This is a genomic window from Paenarthrobacter sp. NPDC089988 (assembly GCF_044748465.1).
Classification (GTDB): Bacteria; Actinomycetota; Actinomycetes; order Actinomycetales; family Micrococcaceae; genus Arthrobacter.
The window spans coordinates 45,710-63,170 of sequence record NZ_JBIVGD010000013.1; the positions used below are offsets into that span (position 1 = coordinate 45,710).

At 65.9% G+C, this 17,461-nt stretch carries 14 protein-coding genes; 9 read left to right on the forward strand and 5 right to left on the reverse strand.

Annotation, left to right across the window (positions count from 1 at the left end):
- Window positions 1–165: 165 nt before the first annotated feature.
- Window positions 166–789, forward strand: coding sequence for a hypothetical protein (locus ACIPV6_RS15665; protein ID WP_400271757.1), 624 nt, complete (start codon window positions 166–168; stop codon window positions 787–789).
- Window positions 790–855: 66 nt separating this feature from the next.
- Window positions 856–3,279, forward strand: a complete 2,424-nt coding sequence (locus ACIPV6_RS15670) for an Ig-like domain-containing protein (RefSeq protein WP_400271758.1) — start codon at window positions 856–858, stop codon at window positions 3,277–3,279.
- 261 nt (window positions 3,280–3,540) lie between these two features.
- On the opposite strand, the gene ACIPV6_RS15675 is transcribed toward ACIPV6_RS15670, so the two are convergent.
- Genes ACIPV6_RS15675 through ACIPV6_RS15685 form a run of 3 tightly spaced genes read right to left on the reverse strand, consistent with a single transcriptional unit; the run spans window position 3,541 to window position 6,235 of the window.
- Window positions 3,541–3,687, reverse strand: coding sequence for a hypothetical protein (locus ACIPV6_RS15675; protein WP_400271759.1), 147 nt, complete (start codon window positions 3,685–3,687; stop codon window positions 3,541–3,543).
- Complete coding sequence (locus ACIPV6_RS15680; RefSeq protein ID WP_400271760.1) at window positions 3,684–5,303, reverse strand: ABC transporter permease; 1,620 nt, start codon at window positions 5,301–5,303, stop codon at window positions 3,684–3,686. The genes ACIPV6_RS15675 and ACIPV6_RS15680 overlap by 4 nt, the downstream gene beginning before the upstream one ends.
- A complete protein-coding gene (locus tag ACIPV6_RS15685) occupies window positions 5,303–6,235 on the reverse strand; it encodes an ATP-binding cassette domain-containing protein (RefSeq protein ID WP_400271761.1) in 933 nt (310 codons plus the stop codon). The genes ACIPV6_RS15680 and ACIPV6_RS15685 overlap by 1 nt, the downstream gene beginning before the upstream one ends.
- A gap of 499 nt (window positions 6,236–6,734) precedes the next feature.
- On the opposite strand from ACIPV6_RS15685, the gene ACIPV6_RS15690 reads away from it, so the two are divergent.
- Entirely contained in the window at window positions 6,735–8,087 is a 1,353-nt protein-coding gene (locus tag ACIPV6_RS15690; protein ID WP_400271859.1) for a TrkH family potassium uptake protein, read from the forward strand.
- Between the two features lie 90 nt (window positions 8,088–8,177).
- Here ACIPV6_RS15690 and ACIPV6_RS15695 read toward each other — a convergent pair whose 3' ends face one another.
- On the reverse strand, window positions 8,178–9,881 hold the full coding sequence (locus ACIPV6_RS15695) for a prolyl oligopeptidase family serine peptidase (RefSeq protein ID WP_400271762.1): 1,704 nt from the start codon (window positions 9,879–9,881) through the stop codon (window positions 8,178–8,180).
- Window positions 9,878–11,101, reverse strand: a complete 1,224-nt coding sequence (locus tag ACIPV6_RS15700) for a YncE family protein (RefSeq protein ID WP_400271763.1) — start codon at window positions 11,099–11,101, stop codon at window positions 9,878–9,880. The genes ACIPV6_RS15695 and ACIPV6_RS15700 overlap by 4 nt, the downstream gene beginning before the upstream one ends.
- A 105-nt stretch (window positions 11,102–11,206) precedes the next feature.
- On the opposite strand from ACIPV6_RS15700, the gene amiA reads away from it, so the two are divergent.
- From amiA to ACIPV6_RS15730, 6 genes are all read left to right on the forward strand, one after another.
- On the forward strand, window positions 11,207–11,308 hold the full coding sequence (gene amiA, locus ACIPV6_RS15705; RefSeq protein WP_242703463.1) for a streptamidine family RiPP: 102 nt from the start codon (window positions 11,207–11,209) through the stop codon (window positions 11,306–11,308).
- Between the two features lie 79 nt (window positions 11,309–11,387).
- Window positions 11,388–12,125 (forward strand): hypothetical protein, encoded by a 738-nt coding sequence (locus ACIPV6_RS15710; protein WP_400271764.1) that lies wholly within the window; start codon window positions 11,388–11,390, stop codon window positions 12,123–12,125.
- Window positions 12,122–13,201 (forward strand): CocE/NonD family hydrolase, encoded by a 1,080-nt coding sequence (locus ACIPV6_RS15715; protein ID WP_400271765.1) that lies wholly within the window; start codon window positions 12,122–12,124, stop codon window positions 13,199–13,201. The genes ACIPV6_RS15710 and ACIPV6_RS15715 overlap by 4 nt, the downstream gene beginning before the upstream one ends.
- Window positions 13,198–14,589 carry a YcaO-like family protein gene (locus tag ACIPV6_RS15720; RefSeq protein ID WP_400271766.1) on the forward strand — a complete coding sequence of 464 codons (1,392 nt, stop codon included), beginning with the start codon at window positions 13,198–13,200 and terminating at the stop codon, window positions 14,587–14,589. The genes ACIPV6_RS15715 and ACIPV6_RS15720 overlap by 4 nt, the downstream gene beginning before the upstream one ends.
- A gap of 4 nt (window positions 14,590–14,593) precedes the next feature.
- Window positions 14,594–15,709 carry a hypothetical protein gene (locus tag ACIPV6_RS15725; protein WP_400271767.1) on the forward strand — a complete coding sequence of 372 codons (1,116 nt, stop codon included), beginning with the start codon at window positions 14,594–14,596 and terminating at the stop codon, window positions 15,707–15,709.
- Window positions 15,696–17,459 carry an ABC transporter ATP-binding protein/permease gene (locus tag ACIPV6_RS15730; RefSeq protein WP_400271768.1) on the forward strand — a complete coding sequence of 588 codons (1,764 nt, stop codon included), beginning with the start codon at window positions 15,696–15,698 and terminating at the stop codon, window positions 17,457–17,459. The genes ACIPV6_RS15725 and ACIPV6_RS15730 overlap by 14 nt, the downstream gene beginning before the upstream one ends.
- Window positions 17,460–17,461 lie beyond the last annotated feature (2 nt).

The following is a 17,461-nucleotide window of genomic DNA, read 5'->3' on the forward strand; positions in this document are numbered from 1 at the left end:
TAACGAGAATGTCAAAAGCGTGACAGGCGAGTAGATAGTCTTTCGTGTGCCGGGTAACCTGACAGTGTCGTTTCGCAGTAATCGGGGGTACCTGGGTTCGATGTTTCCTGTTGTTTGCTGCGTACGGTGCACATCGATTGGTCTCAAGCAAAGGGAAATATCGAGATGAAAACTCCTTCTTCACGGGCTCGGGCGATCGCCGCTTTCGGCGCCGGACCCTTGGCTGTCCTCATCGCGGGCGGCATGGTCTGGCAGGGTTCGCAGGCAGCATTCACCGCAAGTACCCGCAACTCCGGCAGTGCCTGGAGCACGGGCAGCGTCACCCTCACCGACGATGACCTGGGCGCGGCGGCGTTCACGGTGGAAAACATGGTTCCTGGCCAGACGGGCCAGAAATGCATCGTGGTGACTTCCAACTCGAACGTCCCGGGCCAGGTGCGTTCGTATACGCAGAACCTGATTGCGGACCGTGGCCTGGAGGGTCGGGTATTTTTCGACCTGGAGCAGGGCACGGGGGGGTCGTTCAACGACTGTACGGGTTTCACGCCGACGGCAAACACTGTCCCTGAGTTGCCGATCTCCACTTTGGCCGCCAACGTCCGGGACTACGCGACGGGCGGGTCACCGTGGGACACGGCCGGAACTCCGGGGGAGACGCAAAGCTACCGTGGCACGTGGCGTTTCGACACGACCGGGTTGACGCAGGACCAAGTGAACGCCCTGCAGGGTGCCCGGGTCAGCATCGATCTCGTCTGGGAATTGCAGTCCGACGCCGCGCCTACTCCGTAGGCCTGGGAGACACTACGCGGCACAGTGACGGTGACGGGGAAACAAAGGAACAGCGCCAAGGAGGCCTTGTTCTCTGCTGAGGGCTGGGTGCCCTTTGTCGTGTCGCTGGCAGCCCGGCTCTATCTTGGGATTTCCCTGACCCTTGCGGTCATCGCCGTAGGGCCCGCGCTGCTCGGCTGGAGCGGGAGTGTGGTGCAGTCCGGTTCCATGGAGCCGCACATCAGCCCCGGCGACGTGGTGCTCTCCTCGGAGCTCCCGGCCAACGAGCCGGTGCCGCTGGGAGGCGTGGTCCAGTACCTGAGCCCCGCGGAGGCGGAACCGGACGGCGTTGAGAAGACCCGCCTGCATCGGATCGTCGCGGCCAATGAAGACGGCACCTACGTCACTGCCGGCGATGCGAACACCGAGGTTGATTCCACCCCGCTGGAACGGGACCAGCTCACCGGCCGTGCCCGGCTGCTGGTTCCGATGCTCGGCCTTCCCGGGCTGTGGCTCACCCACGGGACCCTGCCGGAACTGGCGCTCTGGTCCGTGGGAACGCTGATCGCCGTGGTCTGCTCCATCTACCTTGGCAGCCCCACCGCAGAGCGACGGCCACCGGTCAAGGACGCTGCCCCTTCCAGCGCCAACCCCGCACTGGTGGGCGGTACCGCCGTCGTACCCGGGCTCCTCCGGGGGCCGCGCGTGAAAGCTGCCCTGGCCTTCCTCCTTGCAGTTGCCCTGGCGCTTCTGGTGATCATCGGAGCGACAGCGGGCAGTACTGCCGCCGCGTTCACCTCGGTGACCGCCACCACGGGCAACAGCTTCGCTGCCGCCCCGGACTGGAATCCGCCCACCGTCTCACTGGCCGACCCCGGCGTCAGCGTGAAAGACACGGTCGCTGTCACGGCCACGGCCCAAGACGCTGAAACCGGGATCCGCAGCGTCGATATCGAATACCTCCGCGACGCCACTTCCACATGGACCAACCTCTGTTCGGGAACGACGACTCCACTGACTTGCCAGTGGAACACCAAGGCAGTGCCCGACGGCGGGTACAGCCTCCGCGCGCGGGCAACCGACAACGCCGGCCTCACCACGGTCTCGGCGCTGCGCAGCACGACGGTCGCGAACAGCCTGCAGGTGGTGCTGGCAGCCCCGGCCGAAGCCGTCCGCGGCACCGTCGCCTTGTCCACAACCCTCCTGGGGGCCGGAAACACCGCCTACACGGTCCGCGTGGAGTACTCCCTCGCCGGCGCCAACAAATGGAATACCCTGTGCCTGAACCTCCTGGCCCCCTACAACTGCACCTGGAACACAGCCCTGTTCGCCAACGACACCTACGATCTCCGCGCCGTCGCCGTCGCCGGAACCACCAGTACCTACTCTGCCCTGGTCACGGACATCACCGTCGACAACCTGGCCCCATCCGTCACCCTGACGGACCTTGGCGCGACGCTCAGCGGAACCACGACCCTGGCCGCGGCCAGCACCGACGCGCACTCCGGCGTCGCCCAGGTTACGCTGCAATACCTCCGGTCCGGGACCAGCACCTGGAGCACCGCATGCACCCTCACAACAACCCCCTACTCGTGCCGCGTCGACACCACCACCCTCACCAACGGCGGCTACTCCTTCCGGGCCCTCAGCACCGATGCCGCGGGCAACACCACGACGTCGTCAGCCTTGGCCAGGACGGTGGACAACACCATCGCCTCCGTTTCGGTGGAAGACCCCGGCGCCTACGTCTCCGGAACTGTAGCAGTAACCGCATCGGCTAACTCCACCGCTGGTGTTGCGTCGGTAAAAATCCAGGCCACACCGACCGGGGCGGCCACCTGGACCGACATCTGTACAACGGTGACCGCGCCATACAGTTGCACCTGGACTACAACGGCCTTCGCCGACGGCGCCTACGATCTGCGCGCCATCCTGACGGACAAGACCGGCAAGCAAACCATCTCCGCCACCGTAGCTTCCAGGCGCGTGGACAACAGCCCCCTCCGTGCGACCGATATCCGAACCGTCAATGGCGGGAGCACGGTGTCGCGCATCGAAACCGGCGACTCGATCAGTTTTGTCTACAGCCGCGAGGTCAACCCCGCCACGGTCACTCCAGGCTGGTCCGGTGCCGCGCTGCCGGTCACCGTGCGGCTCCGCGACGGCAACGTCGTTGGCCTGGGCAATGCCGAGGACATCCTTGACGTCCAGCGCACCGGAGCCAGCGTGAACCTCGGCTCGGTCAACCTGAAACAGAATTACGCCAAGAGCCGCAAAACAGTCCTCTTCAACGCCACCATGACCGCGGCCACCGAAACCGTGGCCGGCGTTCCCCGCACCGTGGTCACCGTGGTCCTGGGAACAGCATCAAGCGGAGGCACCGGAATCCGGACAGCGGGGGCTGCCGCGTCCATGGTCTGGACACCGACCTCGGCGGTCACTACCACCTCCGGAAGCGCGTGCTCCCTGGCGCCGCCCACCGAGGCCGGGACTGTGGACCGCGACTTCTAGGCGGCTGATCGTCGCAGCAATTCAGCCCCTGGATCTCGGATGCCGCGTTCGGCCGTGGCGGAGGCCACCGCCGTCATCCGTTAGGTTTTCGCTACTGGGTTGGCCAGCGGCTTCCCGGTACCCGGCAGGCAGCCGGGAGAGGACCCAGGGCAGGGCGCCGCGCTCGTTCAAACAGGGCAGGACCACATCGACGTCTCTTGCTTCCATGGCGTGCATCCTTCAAGGCTAGGTACCAGACCCCCGCGTTGGGGGCCTGAATCCTTACGGTCCGTGGACGAAAATGCCGCGGACCCCGGCAGGGTTCCCGCGGCATGTCCACAGCCACCAGAGCGGGCCGGCTTCAAGGCGTGTCAGCAGTGCCGCATCGTGGCTCATGATGAAATCGAGGCCCTCGCTGACTTTGGTCATGCCGTGAGGTCGCGGCGTCGGAACAGGTAGGCAGCCGTCCCTGCAACGATGGCGGTAACTGCAGTCATGAATACGGCCCCTTGGACGTTGAATGGCTCCGCCGGCATCGCCGAGGAATGATGGAAAGGACTGAGATCCTGCAGCCAGCCGGGAAGTCCAAGAAGTTCACCGAACTGGCCCAGCACCAGGGCCACGGCCAGGACACTCCAGCCGACAGGGCTGCTCCACCGGGGTGCAAGGGCAAACACCAGGACGGTCATGGCAGGGAAGACCAGAGCTGCCGGTATGTGCGCAACAGCGGCGGCAAAAACCGTTCCGGGGCTGCTGCCCCCTGCTTGCCCCCAAGCGAGCACGACGGCGGCGGAGGCTCCGGCTGCAACGGCAACAACCATTGTGGTCATGACTGCAACGGCGAGGCCGCTGCCCAGCCAGCGGTAACGTGACGCCGGCACGGACAGGAGCAGTTCGGCACGGCCTTCTGCCTCGTCGGCCCGAAGCCGTAGCGCTGCCTCGACCCCGGCGGCAGCGGCCAGGACCCCGGCAATGCCAAGCATGGCGGTAGTGAACAGGTCAACCATGTCGGCGTCGCCGGGAACGATGCGGTTCATAAGCTCCGCCACGGAAGGGTTGCCTTCCAATGCGTCCCGGACCACCGGGCCCAAACCCCCTGCCACGGCTCCCAGCGCAGCGGCGGTCATGGACCAGCCGGCAATACTTCCCCTCTGCAACCGCCATGCCAGGCCCAGCATTGACGGCAAGCCCGCTCCCGCCCGAGCCGGGCCCGTCTCGTGCGCGGGGATATAGCTGGCGCCCAGGTCTCTGCCATGACGCAGCGCTACGGCGATCCCTGCCAGGACCAGGGCGACGGCTCCAACCACCAGCACAGGTTGAGTGTCCATCGCGGTGAAGGGCCGAATGCGCTGGCCCCAGCCGATGGGAGAGAGCAAGGAGGGCCAGGCGGCCGCGACATGCATCAGTGACGGGTCAGCTGATCCAAGCGCGTCTCCGGCACCCCTCATCAGGTAGGCGCCGCCCACCAGCGCCGCAGTTGTCCCGGTGGCGCTGCGTGCCGATGGCATCACTTGGGCCATCAGCGCAGCCGTCCCCATGAAGAAGAGTCCCACCAGGCCAACGGCCGTCCCCGCCAAGAGCGAGCCCCTTAGCGGGAGGCCGGCAATGATGAATCCGGTGGCTACGGCAGCGGCAAGGACGACGTTGGCGCAGGTGCCGAGCACTAGTGTTGCGTAAAGGGATGTCAGTCTGGTGACATGGGCGGAGCCAACCAGTTCCGCCCGGCCCTGGTCCTCATCCGCGCGAGTGTGCCGGATCACCAGGGAAGCGCTCATCAGCCCGGCCAGCACTGCTGTGAACGAATAACCCTGGAAAAAGGTGACAGCCCCGGAGCTTATGCCGTCGGGCAATCCCCGCAGGAAGAGAAATGCCGGGCTGGACGCAGCCACTGAAATGAGGGCAGCCCTCTGGTTGTCCTCGCCAAACTGGGTGGTGACGGCGGTGGCGGCTGCGTAGCCCAGGACAGCGATGCCCAGGATCCAGCCCGCCAATGCTCCGCGGTCCTGGCGTGCTTGGAGCAGCGTGAGGCGGAGAATAGCTGGCATCACAACACCTGGCTTGTCGGGCTGGGATACCCGTCTGCCCGGGCGCCGTAATGACGCATGAACAGTTCCTCCAAGGACGGCGGTGCTGCAGTGATGCCCGTGACGCCAGCTGTCGCCAAAGACTTCAGTACCTCGCCCAGGTCGGCTGCGTCGACGTCGAATTCCATGGCATTGCCCTCAGTACGGAGATCGTGAACGCCCCGCCACGCAGGCAGGTTCACGAGTGTCTCTGACATGGAAACACGGAAGCGGGTGCGGGTGAGGTGCCGAAGCTCGGTCAGCGTCCCCGACTCCACGGCAGCCCCCGCGCGAATGATGGTCACCCTGTCGCACAGCTGTTCCACCTCTGCAAGGATGTGGCTGGACAGCAGCACACTGGCACCGTCCGCGGTGACCCTGCGGACGTGGCTGCGAAACACGGCGTCCATCACGGGATCCAGCCCGGAGCTTGGTTCGTCCAGTAGGTAGAGCCTGGCGGGACGGGAGAAAGCCGCTATCAGGGCCGCCTTCTGCCGGTTGCCTTTGGAGTAGGTCCGCGCTTTCTTGCGGGGATCGAAGTCGAACTCGTCAATGAGCCGGCGTCGCAGGCCTTCGTCTGCGCCACCGCGCAGGCCGGTAAGAAGGTCAATGACTTCGCCGCCGGTCAGATTGGGCCAGAGCGTCACATCACCGGGCACATAGGCCACGTTCTGGTGCGCACGGGCCGGTTCTGTCCATGGGTCAATGCCGAACACGCGGGCCGTACCGGATGTTGGCCGGATCAGACCCAAAAGGATTCGGAGGGTGGTGGATTTCCCTGCCCCGTTGGGGCCCAGGAAACCGTGGACCTCACCCGGCAGGACAGACAGATCCAAGCGGTTAAGCGCGGCCGTCCTTCCGAATCTCTTACTGAGCGACCTTGTGTCGATGACAGGGGCAGGTGTTGTTGTCATAGCCGTACCGCTTTCTCGGTCCACCACAACGACCGAGACGGTCGCCCCGGCGTTCCGCGGGCAACACACCCTACGGGCCGACCAGGCTTCCCGGCTCTCCGATCCACAGCTTACGACCGCGCAGACCTGGGCGGAAGCCCCATGCCAGCGCCTGAACTTGTGCCTTGGGAAGCCCACACACCTCATCAACTGAGTGGGTGCCGATCGATTTGGCGTCTACTTGGCCCGGGGGCGCGACGACCCAATAGTTCGTCGAGGGCGTTAAGGATTCGTAAAGACTGCACGGCGCACCGGCTGGACGGTGCAGCTGCGATGTTACGCTCCCTGATGGCTCCGGCACCGTCACGTGCCTGGCGGGGAAGCGAGGACTTCCACGCGCCGTCCACTATGCCGCAGCAGAAGTCCAGGAGGTTACCGCATGAGCGTTGGCAGCGGCACACGGATGGAACCCGACCCGCGCAAGGACACAGCCACCGCGCAGGGCCGTCTGCTAAATGTGATGAGTGCGCACGGAGGCAAGCTCGGTCAGTGGTTGTCGCATCCGGTGCGCTCAGTACCGCTGGCGTTTATCGCTGTCATCCTCATGGGCACCGGGCTTCTGACGCTGCCCATCGCCCGCACCAATGCGGACGTCGATGCCGGCCTCCCGGCACTGTTCACCGCCGTCTCGGCTGTCTGCGTCACCGGCCTGGTAACCGTCGATACCCCAACGTTTTGGACCCCCTTCGGCCACGCCGTGATCATAGGCCTGATACAGGTGGGCGGATTCGGCATCATGACACTGGCTACGCTCCTGGCATTGCTCGTGCGCAAAAGCATTGGACTGCGAGGTCAATTGGTCGCCCAGTCCGAAACTCACACCCTGAACTTCGGGGATGTCCGTCCCGTCCTTTTCCGGGTCGCCCGGATCATGGTTGTGTTCGAAGCCATCACAGCGGCCGTCCTGACCGTTCGCTTCTGGTTCATTTATGAGGGCAGCCCGGGCACAGCGATTTGGCATGGAGCCTTCCACGCCGTCTCTGCCTTTAACAACGCTGGATTCGCCCTTTACAGCGACAGCTTGATCGGCTTCGCCGGGGACCCTTGGATCATCGTCCCGATTTGTTTGGCCATCATCGCGGGGGGACTCGGATTCCCTGTCATCATCACCTTGCTCAGGGACGGAACAAAACTGAGGAATTGGACCGTCCACCTTCGACTCACCGTTTTCGGCACCCTCGTGCTTCTGGCCGCGGGTTTCGTTCTTTTCGCGGGCTTTGAGTGGAACCGGGACCAGACGATCGGTCAGATGTCCTTGGGCGGGAAGTTGTTGGCCAGCCTTGCCGGGACTGTCTTCCCACGCACCGCAGGGTTCAACAGCATCGACTACGGTGCTGCTTCCCCCGAAACCCTCATGGTCACCAATATTCTGATGTTCATCGGTGGCGGCAGCGCAGGGACGGCTGGCGGCATCAAGATCACCACCTTTCTGGTCCTCGGTTTCTCCATCTGGAATGAAGTCCGGGGCCGTGACCACGTCACCATCGCACACCGTTCCATCAGCTCTTCCGTGCAACGCCAGGCACTCTCGGTAGCGCTGCTCGGAGTGGCCGCCGTGGTTGGCGGGACCCTGTTGCTGCTGATGTTCACCGATTTCAGCCTGGACAAAGTCCTGTTCGAATCCGTTTCCGCGTTCGCCACCGTTGGGGTGAGTACCGGCATCACGTATCACCTGCCCGCGAACGCCCAATGGGTGTTGATGGTCCTGATGTTCACCGGACGTATCGGCACGATCACGGTGGCTTCAGCCCTCGCACTGTCCTCCCACCCGAGGCTCTACCGGCTTCCGGAAGAACGCCCCATCATCGGATAACCCGCCATATCGCGATCGTGGAATTTTTCACTGTTTGGGTAGCGGGATTTGAGTCATCCCTCCGGTGCTCCGCAGCCGAAGGCAGTTCGGTCAGGTGTCCACCGTTGCCACTGTGGCAGCGAACGCCAGGACGGCGGCTGATAGTTCGTGGACGTCACCGGAAGACCGCTGGCCATGGCCTCCGTTGTCCTCTGACAATAGCCACGACCTGCCGCCGCGGCTCAGCAGTCCTTGGGTAAACTCGACGGCCGCCGTGTTGTCCACACGCTCGTCGCGCCCCAGGATGCAGCACAGCATAGGAGGTATTGCTGCTGCGGAATGCAGCGTCCGCTGGAGATGCAGCGGCGAAATCGCCTTGCGCTCATGGGCGGTAGTCTCTCCATCGGCGCCAAATTCGTGAAGCCATTGTGTCCCCAGCCCGTGCCGTCCCAGATCTGCGGCGTCCAACAAAGGGGCGACGGCGACCACGCCGGCAAAGGTTTGTGGTGAGAGCAGCGCGGCGGCGGTGGCCACCAGCCCGCCATGCGACGCCCCGAACGCCACGGTCTGCAAGCGCGAAGTCCACCCGGTGGAGCTGAGGAATTCCGCTACATCGATCAGGTCAAGAATGGTGCGTATCTTCCGTGACCCCCGGCCGGCCTCATGCCAATCTTTGCCCAGTTCTCCGCCTCCGCGCAGATGGGCCGCCACAAACACCCCACCGGCTTCCAGCCACGCCGGCACGCTGGGTTCTGCTTCCGTGCGGTGCTTGACACCGAACCCGCCGTAGCAGGTGAGAATCAGCGGCATGGGCCGCAGCGGCCGTCCGCTCGGGTCGAGGTCCCGCTTGCGCACGGATACCGTCAGCGGGATCTCGACGCCGTCACTCGCCTGCGCGGTGAAGCGCAGGTGAACGAACGGGCTGGTGGATGCAGCCGGAACCCCGTGCGGAAGGGGACCGACGGGCGGAACATCAAGACAGAACACCTGCGACGGTCGATCCGGTGAAGCCGACTGGATCCAGAGAACGTCTCTCTCATGACGTTCCTGGAGGGAGAACGCCGTGACGTGTTCGGCAGGGGAGAGGGTATGGACCAGGAAGCCGTCCAGCAGCAGGTGCGTGCCGTCGTCGGACCCAGCCATGGTCAGGCGGCTCGATGCAGCAGGCTCGGCGGGATGCCAAGCGCTGTCCACCCGGCGCCAGGCGGCGATTTCGCCGCCTGGTGTCCGCGCTGCGAGGCCAAGGAAGCCGCCGCCCGCAGACAGGCCCGCAGACAGGGAGAGCCGGGCACCGCTGTATTTGGAGAGTGCCGGCGGAAAGGAAAGCCCGGTGCTGTCCAGCGAGTTGAGGTTCACCTCCACCAGCCGCTGTTCGGGCGGTTTGGCTGCGAGCAGCCACAGCTTTTGCCCGCTGGGGTGCCAGGCAGGGGCGGCGTACCAGGCACGCGTTCCCGGCACCCGGATCGGTGCGGTGTCCTCGGCCAGAATCCAGAGGTCGGCGAGCTCGGTGTGCGGGGTGCTCAGGAGAGCAGCTATCCTGCGACCGTCCGGCGACAACGTGAAGCCGCGCACCACGGATCCAGCGGGCACCGGCACTGCGGCGCCGACTGGTGATTGGTCGTTCCCAGGGTGCCAGGCAGCGCGCAGGGCAGCCTCGGAAGACATGTACACGGAGGGAAACTCTTCGCCCGGGCCACGCCAGGTGTAGGCGGCGCGGCCGGACTGGGTTTGGGGGAGGCCTTGCCTCGGCGTGCGGTCCCAGCGCTCCAGAAGCCTGCGGAACCGGGAACGGTCTTCAGTGCCTGGGATGCTCATCGTCCCACCGTGTCCCTGGGCAGCTGCTGTTCCGACGAAAGCCACGCAAGGTGGCCGCCGTCGTGCAGGGGCGTCTCAAGCGATAGCGTGCGCACGGCATTCCCGGCCCGCGACGTGTCCAGCAGGTGCAGTTCGCCGTGGCCGCCCCGGGTTACTGCTACCACCTCGGAAGTGGGCGAGGCGGCGATGGCCCGACGTTCGGCGTTGTCCCACGGTTCGCTGCCGGGACGGGGGGCACCATTCATGGGGGGCAAGTCCCACTGGGCCCGCAGTTCCCGCAGCAGACTGGTCTGCGGGTCCAAGCCGTGCACGGTGAGTTGGTCGCCGTCGGGGTGGATGCGGGCCGTCGCGATGCCCGTTGCCGTCAGGGCAAAACGAAAAACCAGCCCGGGGCCCAGTGGAGCGGTGCTGGTCACCCCGGTGTCGAGGTGATGTACCCACAAGGCGTTGGTCCATGCGGTCCATTCCCGTGGTTCCTCGCCGCCGGCCCGCAGGACAGCCACCAGGATGCGCCGGACCGGACAAAAGCGCAGAAAGTAGGCGCGGCCCTCGGCTCCCCAGGGGATGGTGGGCAGCACGTGAGGCTGCGGCTTGCGGACGTCAAACCGTTCCAGCCCCAAGCCGGTGGCGACGAACATGGTGCCGGTGGCGGGATCGAAGGCGTCGCCGTGGCCGTCGGGAGAAGCCGGAACGGAGAGCCCGGACATGGGTGGGCAATGGATGCCCTCCTCAAGGATGCACCCGATGCTGAAGGACTCAATGCTTCCGGGCTCGCGGTGACGCACGACGACGACAGGACCGTCGGGCGTTTCGCCCACCACGACGCCGGGCTCCCCGGCCCGGGTGCGGACGCGGCGGGAGGTGGGTCCGTCGTCAGACTCCAGATCAACTACCGTCAGGAGGTCGCTCCAGGGTTCCCATGAAAGGCCCAAACCCGTGGTGACTGCGAGGTATCGGCCCGAGGGATCGCACGCCAGATGTTCGCCCGGGATGGCCACCGGGAGGTGCAGAGGTGGAGCTTCTGTCAAAGGATTGAAGATAACCAGGGCACCTCCGGCGTCGTCAATAAAGGCGCACATTCCGCCGCCCAAGTCCAGGATCCCGGCGTGCTCTGCCAACACAACCCCATGAACCTTCCGCACCACGTTCCCGCTGGCCGGGTCCAGGACGGTCACCCGCCCCGCTTTTTGGTCGGCCACCACCAGAAACTGCTCATCCATCAGAGGACCTCTTCCAGGTTAATTTGAGAATCGTTCTCATTAACTATAGTGTGGCGATGTCGCCGCAACCGCAGTGACAACAACCACATCGAAAGGAGACCAACCATGGAGAAGACCACGGTTCTGGTTGAAGTTGAAGAGACCGAGCAGCTGGCACACCTGTCGGCAACGCACTCGAACGCACTGGTCGAGAACCCGTTCGACTAGTCACTAAGCCAGGGGGCGGGCGCGCCGGCGAGCCCGCCCCCTTAGCTGCCCGCCGACCATTCCATCCGTAGGAGAGACCATGTCCAGCGCAACCGACATCTTCGACGTCGACGGACGCGCCACCGTCCGCAGCGACGACGGTGTTTTCTTCCGGGTTCCCGGCGAACCGTCGTCAACACTGGCTGCCGGAATGATGGACAGGGTGCTCGCCGAACTCGCGGAGCGCCGGAATGCCGGCCTGACACCACTGCGCGGACGGGAGCACGTCAGCATTGCAGCAGATGGTCCGGTGGCAGGGGAGCTGCTGGATACCCTGACATCGGCTGGCGTGCAGGCACAACGCGTGGATCCGGCATCATCGGCAGATTGCGGCGGATTGCTGCTTCATGTCCCGACGTCGCCGGCTGAGCGGTCACGCTTCGACAACCTGCCAACCGTGGGGACGGCCGTACTCCGCTGCTACCAGGAGGGCGAGGTGGTGTTCGTGGATCCCCTGGCCGCAGGTCCACTGGATCCATCCGGAGCCCAGGTTCTTCGCCGGCGGCTTGCGGCATCGCCGGCGGCCACCGAGTTGAGGACGTGGCTGGACACTCCCGCAGCGCACGGCTTCGAGCTTTCGGGGGCGTCCCGCGACCTGCTGACGGCCCGCCTGCTGGTGATGGTCAAAGCCTGGCAAACAGGTGCCGCCACCTTGCCGCCCCTGAGCCGGACTCTTTGGCGGCTGGACACCCGCACCCTCACCGTGACGGAACATCCGGTCCTGCCGTTCCCCGAACCTGCGCTTTTGGCCGGCGGCCGCTCGGCTGCCGGAGCATGACGACAGCAACCGGCGTCGGGCTGCTTGACGTGACAGCGGACGACGGCGTCCGGCTCACCGCTGACCATTACCGGACATCATTGGAGCGCCCTGCCCGTGGCCTGGTCCTGATCCGTACACCCTACGGACGGCACCACTACGCGGCCCAGGCTGGACCATGGCTTGGATCAGGCTACGAGGTCATAGTGCAGGATGTCCGTGGCCGGTATGGATCTGGCGGCCAGTGGGATCCCTACGCCTCCGAAGGCCCTGACGGTGCTGCCACGGTTCGCCGCCTGGCTGAGTGCGGAGTGCTGACTGGCCCCCTGATTCTTGCCGGCGCTTCCTACGATGCCCACTGCGCTGTTGAATGTGCGCGGTCTTTGAACGCGAACCCGTCAGGGCCGGCAACCGCCCCGCCCGTGGCCGTCGTGGCGATGGTCCCGGCCCTTGGCTTACATGAGACAGCATATGGTCCCGACGGTTCACCGCGGCTCGAGGACAGGATCGGCTGGTGGCACCAGCACGGGTTTGGAGCCGAATCACGACCACCCCTGACGGAGGCCGAACTGCGTCGACGGCATCGCCTCTCGGCGCAGCGCGGCATGGACTGGGTGCGGCGGGATCTGGTGACGGACACCCAGTACGGCACCGGCTCCGCAGCAAAGTGGCAGCGTCTTTGGGACGCCCAACCCCTCGACCTGTGGTCCCGCTACGGCACGTTGAGCGCTCCGTTGCTGGTCATCTCGGGCGAACGGGACTTCTTCACGGCGGAGGCGCTGGACCTTGCCGAAGCGTGGGGGCGTCAACGCCAAAGTACCCGGGTGGAAGTCCTCTGGGGCCCTTGGGGTCACGGGCTGGCCGGTGACCTCGACGCCGGGACCCGCCACGCTCTGAAGCAGCAAGGCGGGCTGCTGGACCGGATCGATGAGTTCCTTGTTGGCGCCCAAAAGCCCACTGAGGACCCGGTGGCACACCGAACCAGTGCACAACCACCCACCCGCACAGTATGGAGGTGGCGGCAGGAGTCCAACGGATCTGCCTGGACTTGGGAGCCCACCACACTGTCACACCTACGACCCCACGGAGAAGCATGACCGCAACAGCCGAAGACCTGGGGCTCCTGCCCCTTCACACATTGGTGGACGAACAGACAGGCATTATCAGGAGGGTCAGGCCGGTACTGACTCCGGAGAACGCCCCACCCGCCTACACGTCCATGACGGCCGAGGTCTCCAACGCACGCTGGCTGGGGGATTGGCCGGCCGATCGGGTGAGCCTGGGGACCACGTTCGGGGACAGCCGGCAGGCCTGGATCGCGGCCGTGGCCGAAGGCATGGAGCGCTACTGCGGAAACTTCATTCCTGCAGACCCCACCAGGGACGCCTACTTCACTGGAACCATGGGTGACCTGGAAGCATCGGGGCGGACCGCCGTCGGGCTTGAAGAGCTCCCGCAGTTTGCACCCTGGCAGCTGACCCGGCCGGACTTTCCCTACCGCAACCTTGCGCCGGATACTCCAGCCCTGTGGACTGCATGTCGCCGGGAGCAGGACCATGCCGAGGTGTGGCTCCCGGCCAGCCTCACCCTCCTCAATTGGCGGCAGCAACGTTTCCGGCACCTGCCGCGCGTGCACCACCTGAACTACGCCGGGATCGCGACCGGTCAAGGGCGGGCGGACGCGACGGACAGGGCCGTGCTGGAAACGGTGGAGCGCGACGCCCTGGAACTCTGGTGGCACCTGGACGGACCCACGCGGGGAATCCGGGTGGACAGCATTCCGGGTCTGGCCGAAGACATGGCCGGATGCCGTCTGCAGTACTGGGTTGTGGAGATGCCCAGCGAGTTCGCTCCCTGCATGGCCGCCTTGGTCTTCGATCCTGACACCGGACTGTATGCCGCGGGATTCTCCTGCAAGAACGACCCTGTGGAGGCTGCCCGAAAGGCCGTCCTGGAGGCCGTCCACACGTGGATCTACTCCCAGGGCATTCAGGACGCTGACGGTTGGGTCTTCCAAGCGGTGGAGGCCGGGCTCATGGCCAGGGGCCTGTACTTGGAGCACCGTACGGACAACAGGTACCTCGACTCCGTGGGCAACGACTTCGCGCACGTCCGCGATCTTGGCGCCCATGTACAGGTCTGGCTGGACCCGGGAACCCACCACCTTGCGGAGCGGTTCACCCGGCCGGCGGAAGGCATGGTGGACATCGGCGCGGTCCCCTACGTGTCCATGCCCGAGCTCTACTCACGCCTCGACGCCGCAGGCCACACGGTCTACACCCGCGAGCTGACCACTCAGGATGTCGCCGTCACCGGGCTCAGCGTGGTGCGTGCAGTGGTAGGCGGGCTGGTGCCGAACGCCCCTGCCGCCTTTGCCTACCTCGGTTGTCCCCGTGTTGCGTCCGCCGCGTTGCGCCGCGGGTGGCGGACAACAGCTCCACGCTTGCCCCAGGACTTCACGCTCACGCCTCCGCCCCACATGTAAGGCCATGGACGTTCCCGAATACCTGACACCTGCGGGGTTTGCCAGGGCCTGGAGCCCCGAGGTGCCAGGACCCATGCTGGACCCCGGCCCGCGGCAAACTCCTGTGCCCGGCGCCATTGACGCAGTGCCTGGCGTCGAGGGCCTTCCCGTCGCCGACATCCTGCGGGCCGTCTGGTGGTCGGACGGGTTTCACACGAACCCTGCAACTGGTCATCCCGGCAAAGTTCGGAAACGGGGCGTGCCCTCCGCAGGCGGATGCTACCCCGTGCAGCTTCACGTCTTCTGCGGGGCAGGCTGTGACGTGCCGCCGGGCGCCTACGTCGTCAACGGCAGCACCGGCGGGCTGCTTCGCCGGGCCGATAACGACGCCGGTGCCCGCCAACGCGGGTGTGCCGCCGCACCCGAGGTGGGTGCCGTCGTCGTGCTCACCGTGCTGCCGCAGCGCACCGCAGCGAAGTACCATCACAGGACTGGACCACTGCTGATCGCGGACACTGCCTACGCAGCCGTAGCGCTGATACACCATGCGGCAGCGCGGTCGGTTGCGGCGGACTGGGCGATCCTGGAACCGCAGGCATGGCCCGGATTTCCCCGCGAGACGGCTTTGGCCCGGGTCGCCCTGCGCGGGAGTGCGCCCCTACCAGAGTTCCAGGGGGTGTCGCGGCAACAATTGGCTGCGCGCCGGAGCGCCGACGCGTTCCAGCCCCGATCCGGCGGCTCCAGGACGACGGGGTTCCGCGCAATGGTCGGCCCGCTCTCGTCCCAGGGCCCGACGGTACCGGCGAAACCCCGTGCCTGCCGGACCCGGCTGATCCACGGGGAAGCCTTGAACGCGACCGAGCTCGCAGAGCACTGCGCCCACCAACGGTGGATCCGGAACCTCGACGCCCTTCTGGTCTTCGAAACCGCCGCCCCGCCTGATCCCGAGGCCCTGTGGTGGGCGTCCTCAGCGGCCGCCCACGCCCTGTACTCCGCGCTCGGGGCGGGGGACGCCGTCGACTTCCGCCCCGTAGGCGGCTGGACCGGAACCCTCAACGGCTGGACCGTCCTGCACGGCCTCGGCGTGCTGCGCCGCGACACCAAACCCACCGACGAAAGGGACACCCATGCTGGTCAATAAGAGGCTCCTCCAGTTAACGGCAGGGCATCGCGGAAAGCTGTCCGCTGTTACCGCCCTGCTGTGCGCCTCCACCGCCAGCTACTGGCTCCAGGCATGGTTCCTGGCGCACGCGCTTGCAGGGTTCCCGGGTCTGCTGCAGCCAGCAGGAAACCCCGACGGCGCTACTTTCGGCGCGCTGCTACCGCACCTACTGGGCGTCCTCGCCTGCGGACTGGGCCGTGTCGTCCTCCAACAGGTCCACGCCCGGCTGGCCAGCTCCCTGGGTTCCGGCGTGAGATTGGAACTCCGTCTGTCCTTGGCTGGCAAGCTGCTTCAGGCCGAGCGGCTGCGCGATACCTCCGACCGGTCCGGCGCCCGTCGGCTGGCCCTCAGCGAAGGGGTGGACGGCGTGGACAGCTACATCAGCAACTACATTCCACACGCCATCCAACTCCAGGTGGTGGTGCCGGTGCTCCTGATCGGCATCGCCTGGATCAACCCCCTTTTGGCGGGTGTTTTGCTGGTAGCCGTGGCCGTGGCTGTCGGGGCTCCAAAGCTGTGGAGCAAAGCCCTCTCCAAAAAGGGCCAACAGCACTGGGACAGCTACGAAGCCTTGAGTGCGGACTTCCTGGAAGCACTCCAAGGCATGCGGACCCTCAGGATCCTCCGCGCCATCCCACAGAGCCGGAAACGACTGGACCGGCGCTCGCAGGAACTGCACCGGGCCACCGTGTCCACCATGCGCACCTCGCTGGTGGACACCGCGCTGGCAGATTTCGGGATCCAGGCAGGAATGCTGGCCGCCGCCGCGTTGGCCGCCCTCTCAGTGCTTTCGCCGGACACCATGCCCTCCCCGCTGGGCGGCACCGGCGCGGCCGTGACGTATTTCCTGTTGATGCTCTCCAGCGAGGTGTTCCGGCCAGTCCGCGACCTTGCACGGCAATGGCACTCCGGTTACTTGGGGCTCTCCGCGCTGGGCAGCATCGACGCCGCCGGCGGAACGGCCGATTCCCTGCACGACCGGCACGACGGCCAAGAGCAGCCGACCGCCCCCACCTGTTCTGCGCCCCCGGTTCCTCCTGCAAGCAACCCGGGCACCGGCGTCGTACTTCCCCAAAGCCTGGCCCTTCACGACGTCAGTTTCCGCTACGACGGTACCGAACAGTGGATCCTCCACAATGCCTCGGCGACCATCTGCCGGGGGAGCCTTACCGCGCTTGCCGGTCCCTCGGGATCAGGAAAAAGCACGTTGTTCGATCTCCTGCTCGGCTTCCTGCAGGCGGACGGGGGCAGTATCACTCTGGACGGGCGGCCGTTGCAGGCGGCAGATGTGGCCGTCGTGTCCCAGCACAGCTACCTCTTCCCCGGGAGCATCAGGGAGAACTTCGGCATGGTGGCGCCGGCAGCAGGCGACGATCGGATGCTCGAGGTCCTGGCCGCCGTCGGTCTGGACCGGGAACTGGGGCGGCATGGCCTGGATACCGAGCTGGCCGAGGCCGGCAGCTCCGTTTCCGGAGGGCAGTTGCAGAGGCTCGCCATTGCCCGGGCACTCCTGGTGGACAGGCCGGTGCTCTTGCTGGACGAACCGACCTCCGCCCTCAACCCTGACCTCGCCAGCCACGTTCTTGCAGGGCTGCGGGACGTGGCCTGTCACAGGATCGTCCTGATGATCGCCCACCGACCCGACGCCTTGGCCGCCGCAGACGTCGTCCTCCGTTTGCAGGACCGTCGCCTTGTCCCAGCACAGCTACCGGAAGCAGTTTCATCGTGAAT

What these genes read in the sequence shown, in the direction of transcription:
- ACIPV6_RS15665 (WP_400271757.1), top strand. Translation starts at nt 166, where the DNA reads ATGAAAACTCCTTCTTCACGGGCTCGGGCGATCGCCGCTTTCGGCGCC.
- ACIPV6_RS15675 (WP_400271759.1), bottom strand. Translation starts at nt 3,687, where the DNA reads ATGACCAAAGTCAGCGAGGGCCTCGATTTCATCATGAGCCACGATGCG.
- ACIPV6_RS15680 (WP_400271760.1), bottom strand. Translation starts at nt 5,303, where the DNA reads ATGCCAGCTATTCTCCGCCTCACGCTGCTCCAAGCACGCCAGGACCGC.
- ACIPV6_RS15685 (WP_400271761.1), bottom strand. Translation starts at nt 6,235, where the DNA reads ATGACAACAACACCTGCCCCTGTCATCGACACAAGGTCGCTCAGTAAG.
- ACIPV6_RS15690 (WP_400271859.1), top strand. Translation starts at nt 6,735, where the DNA reads ATGAGTGCGCACGGAGGCAAGCTCGGTCAGTGGTTGTCGCATCCGGTG.
- ACIPV6_RS15695 (WP_400271762.1), bottom strand. Translation starts at nt 9,881, where the DNA reads ATGAGCATCCCAGGCACTGAAGACCGTTCCCGGTTCCGCAGGCTTCTG.
- ACIPV6_RS15700 (WP_400271763.1), bottom strand. Translation starts at nt 11,101, where the DNA reads ATGGATGAGCAGTTTCTGGTGGTGGCCGACCAAAAAGCGGGGCGGGTG.
- amiA (WP_242703463.1), top strand. Translation starts at nt 11,207, where the DNA reads ATGGAGAAGACCACGGTTCTGGTTGAAGTTGAAGAGACCGAGCAGCTG.
- ACIPV6_RS15710 (WP_400271764.1), top strand. Translation starts at nt 11,388, where the DNA reads ATGTCCAGCGCAACCGACATCTTCGACGTCGACGGACGCGCCACCGTC.
- ACIPV6_RS15715 (WP_400271765.1), top strand. Translation starts at nt 12,122, where the DNA reads ATGACGACAGCAACCGGCGTCGGGCTGCTTGACGTGACAGCGGACGAC.
- ACIPV6_RS15720 (WP_400271766.1), top strand. Translation starts at nt 13,198, where the DNA reads ATGACCGCAACAGCCGAAGACCTGGGGCTCCTGCCCCTTCACACATTG.
- ACIPV6_RS15725 (WP_400271767.1), top strand. Translation starts at nt 14,594, where the DNA reads ATGGACGTTCCCGAATACCTGACACCTGCGGGGTTTGCCAGGGCCTGG.
- ACIPV6_RS15730 (WP_400271768.1), top strand. Translation starts at nt 15,696, where the DNA reads ATGCTGGTCAATAAGAGGCTCCTCCAGTTAACGGCAGGGCATCGCGGA.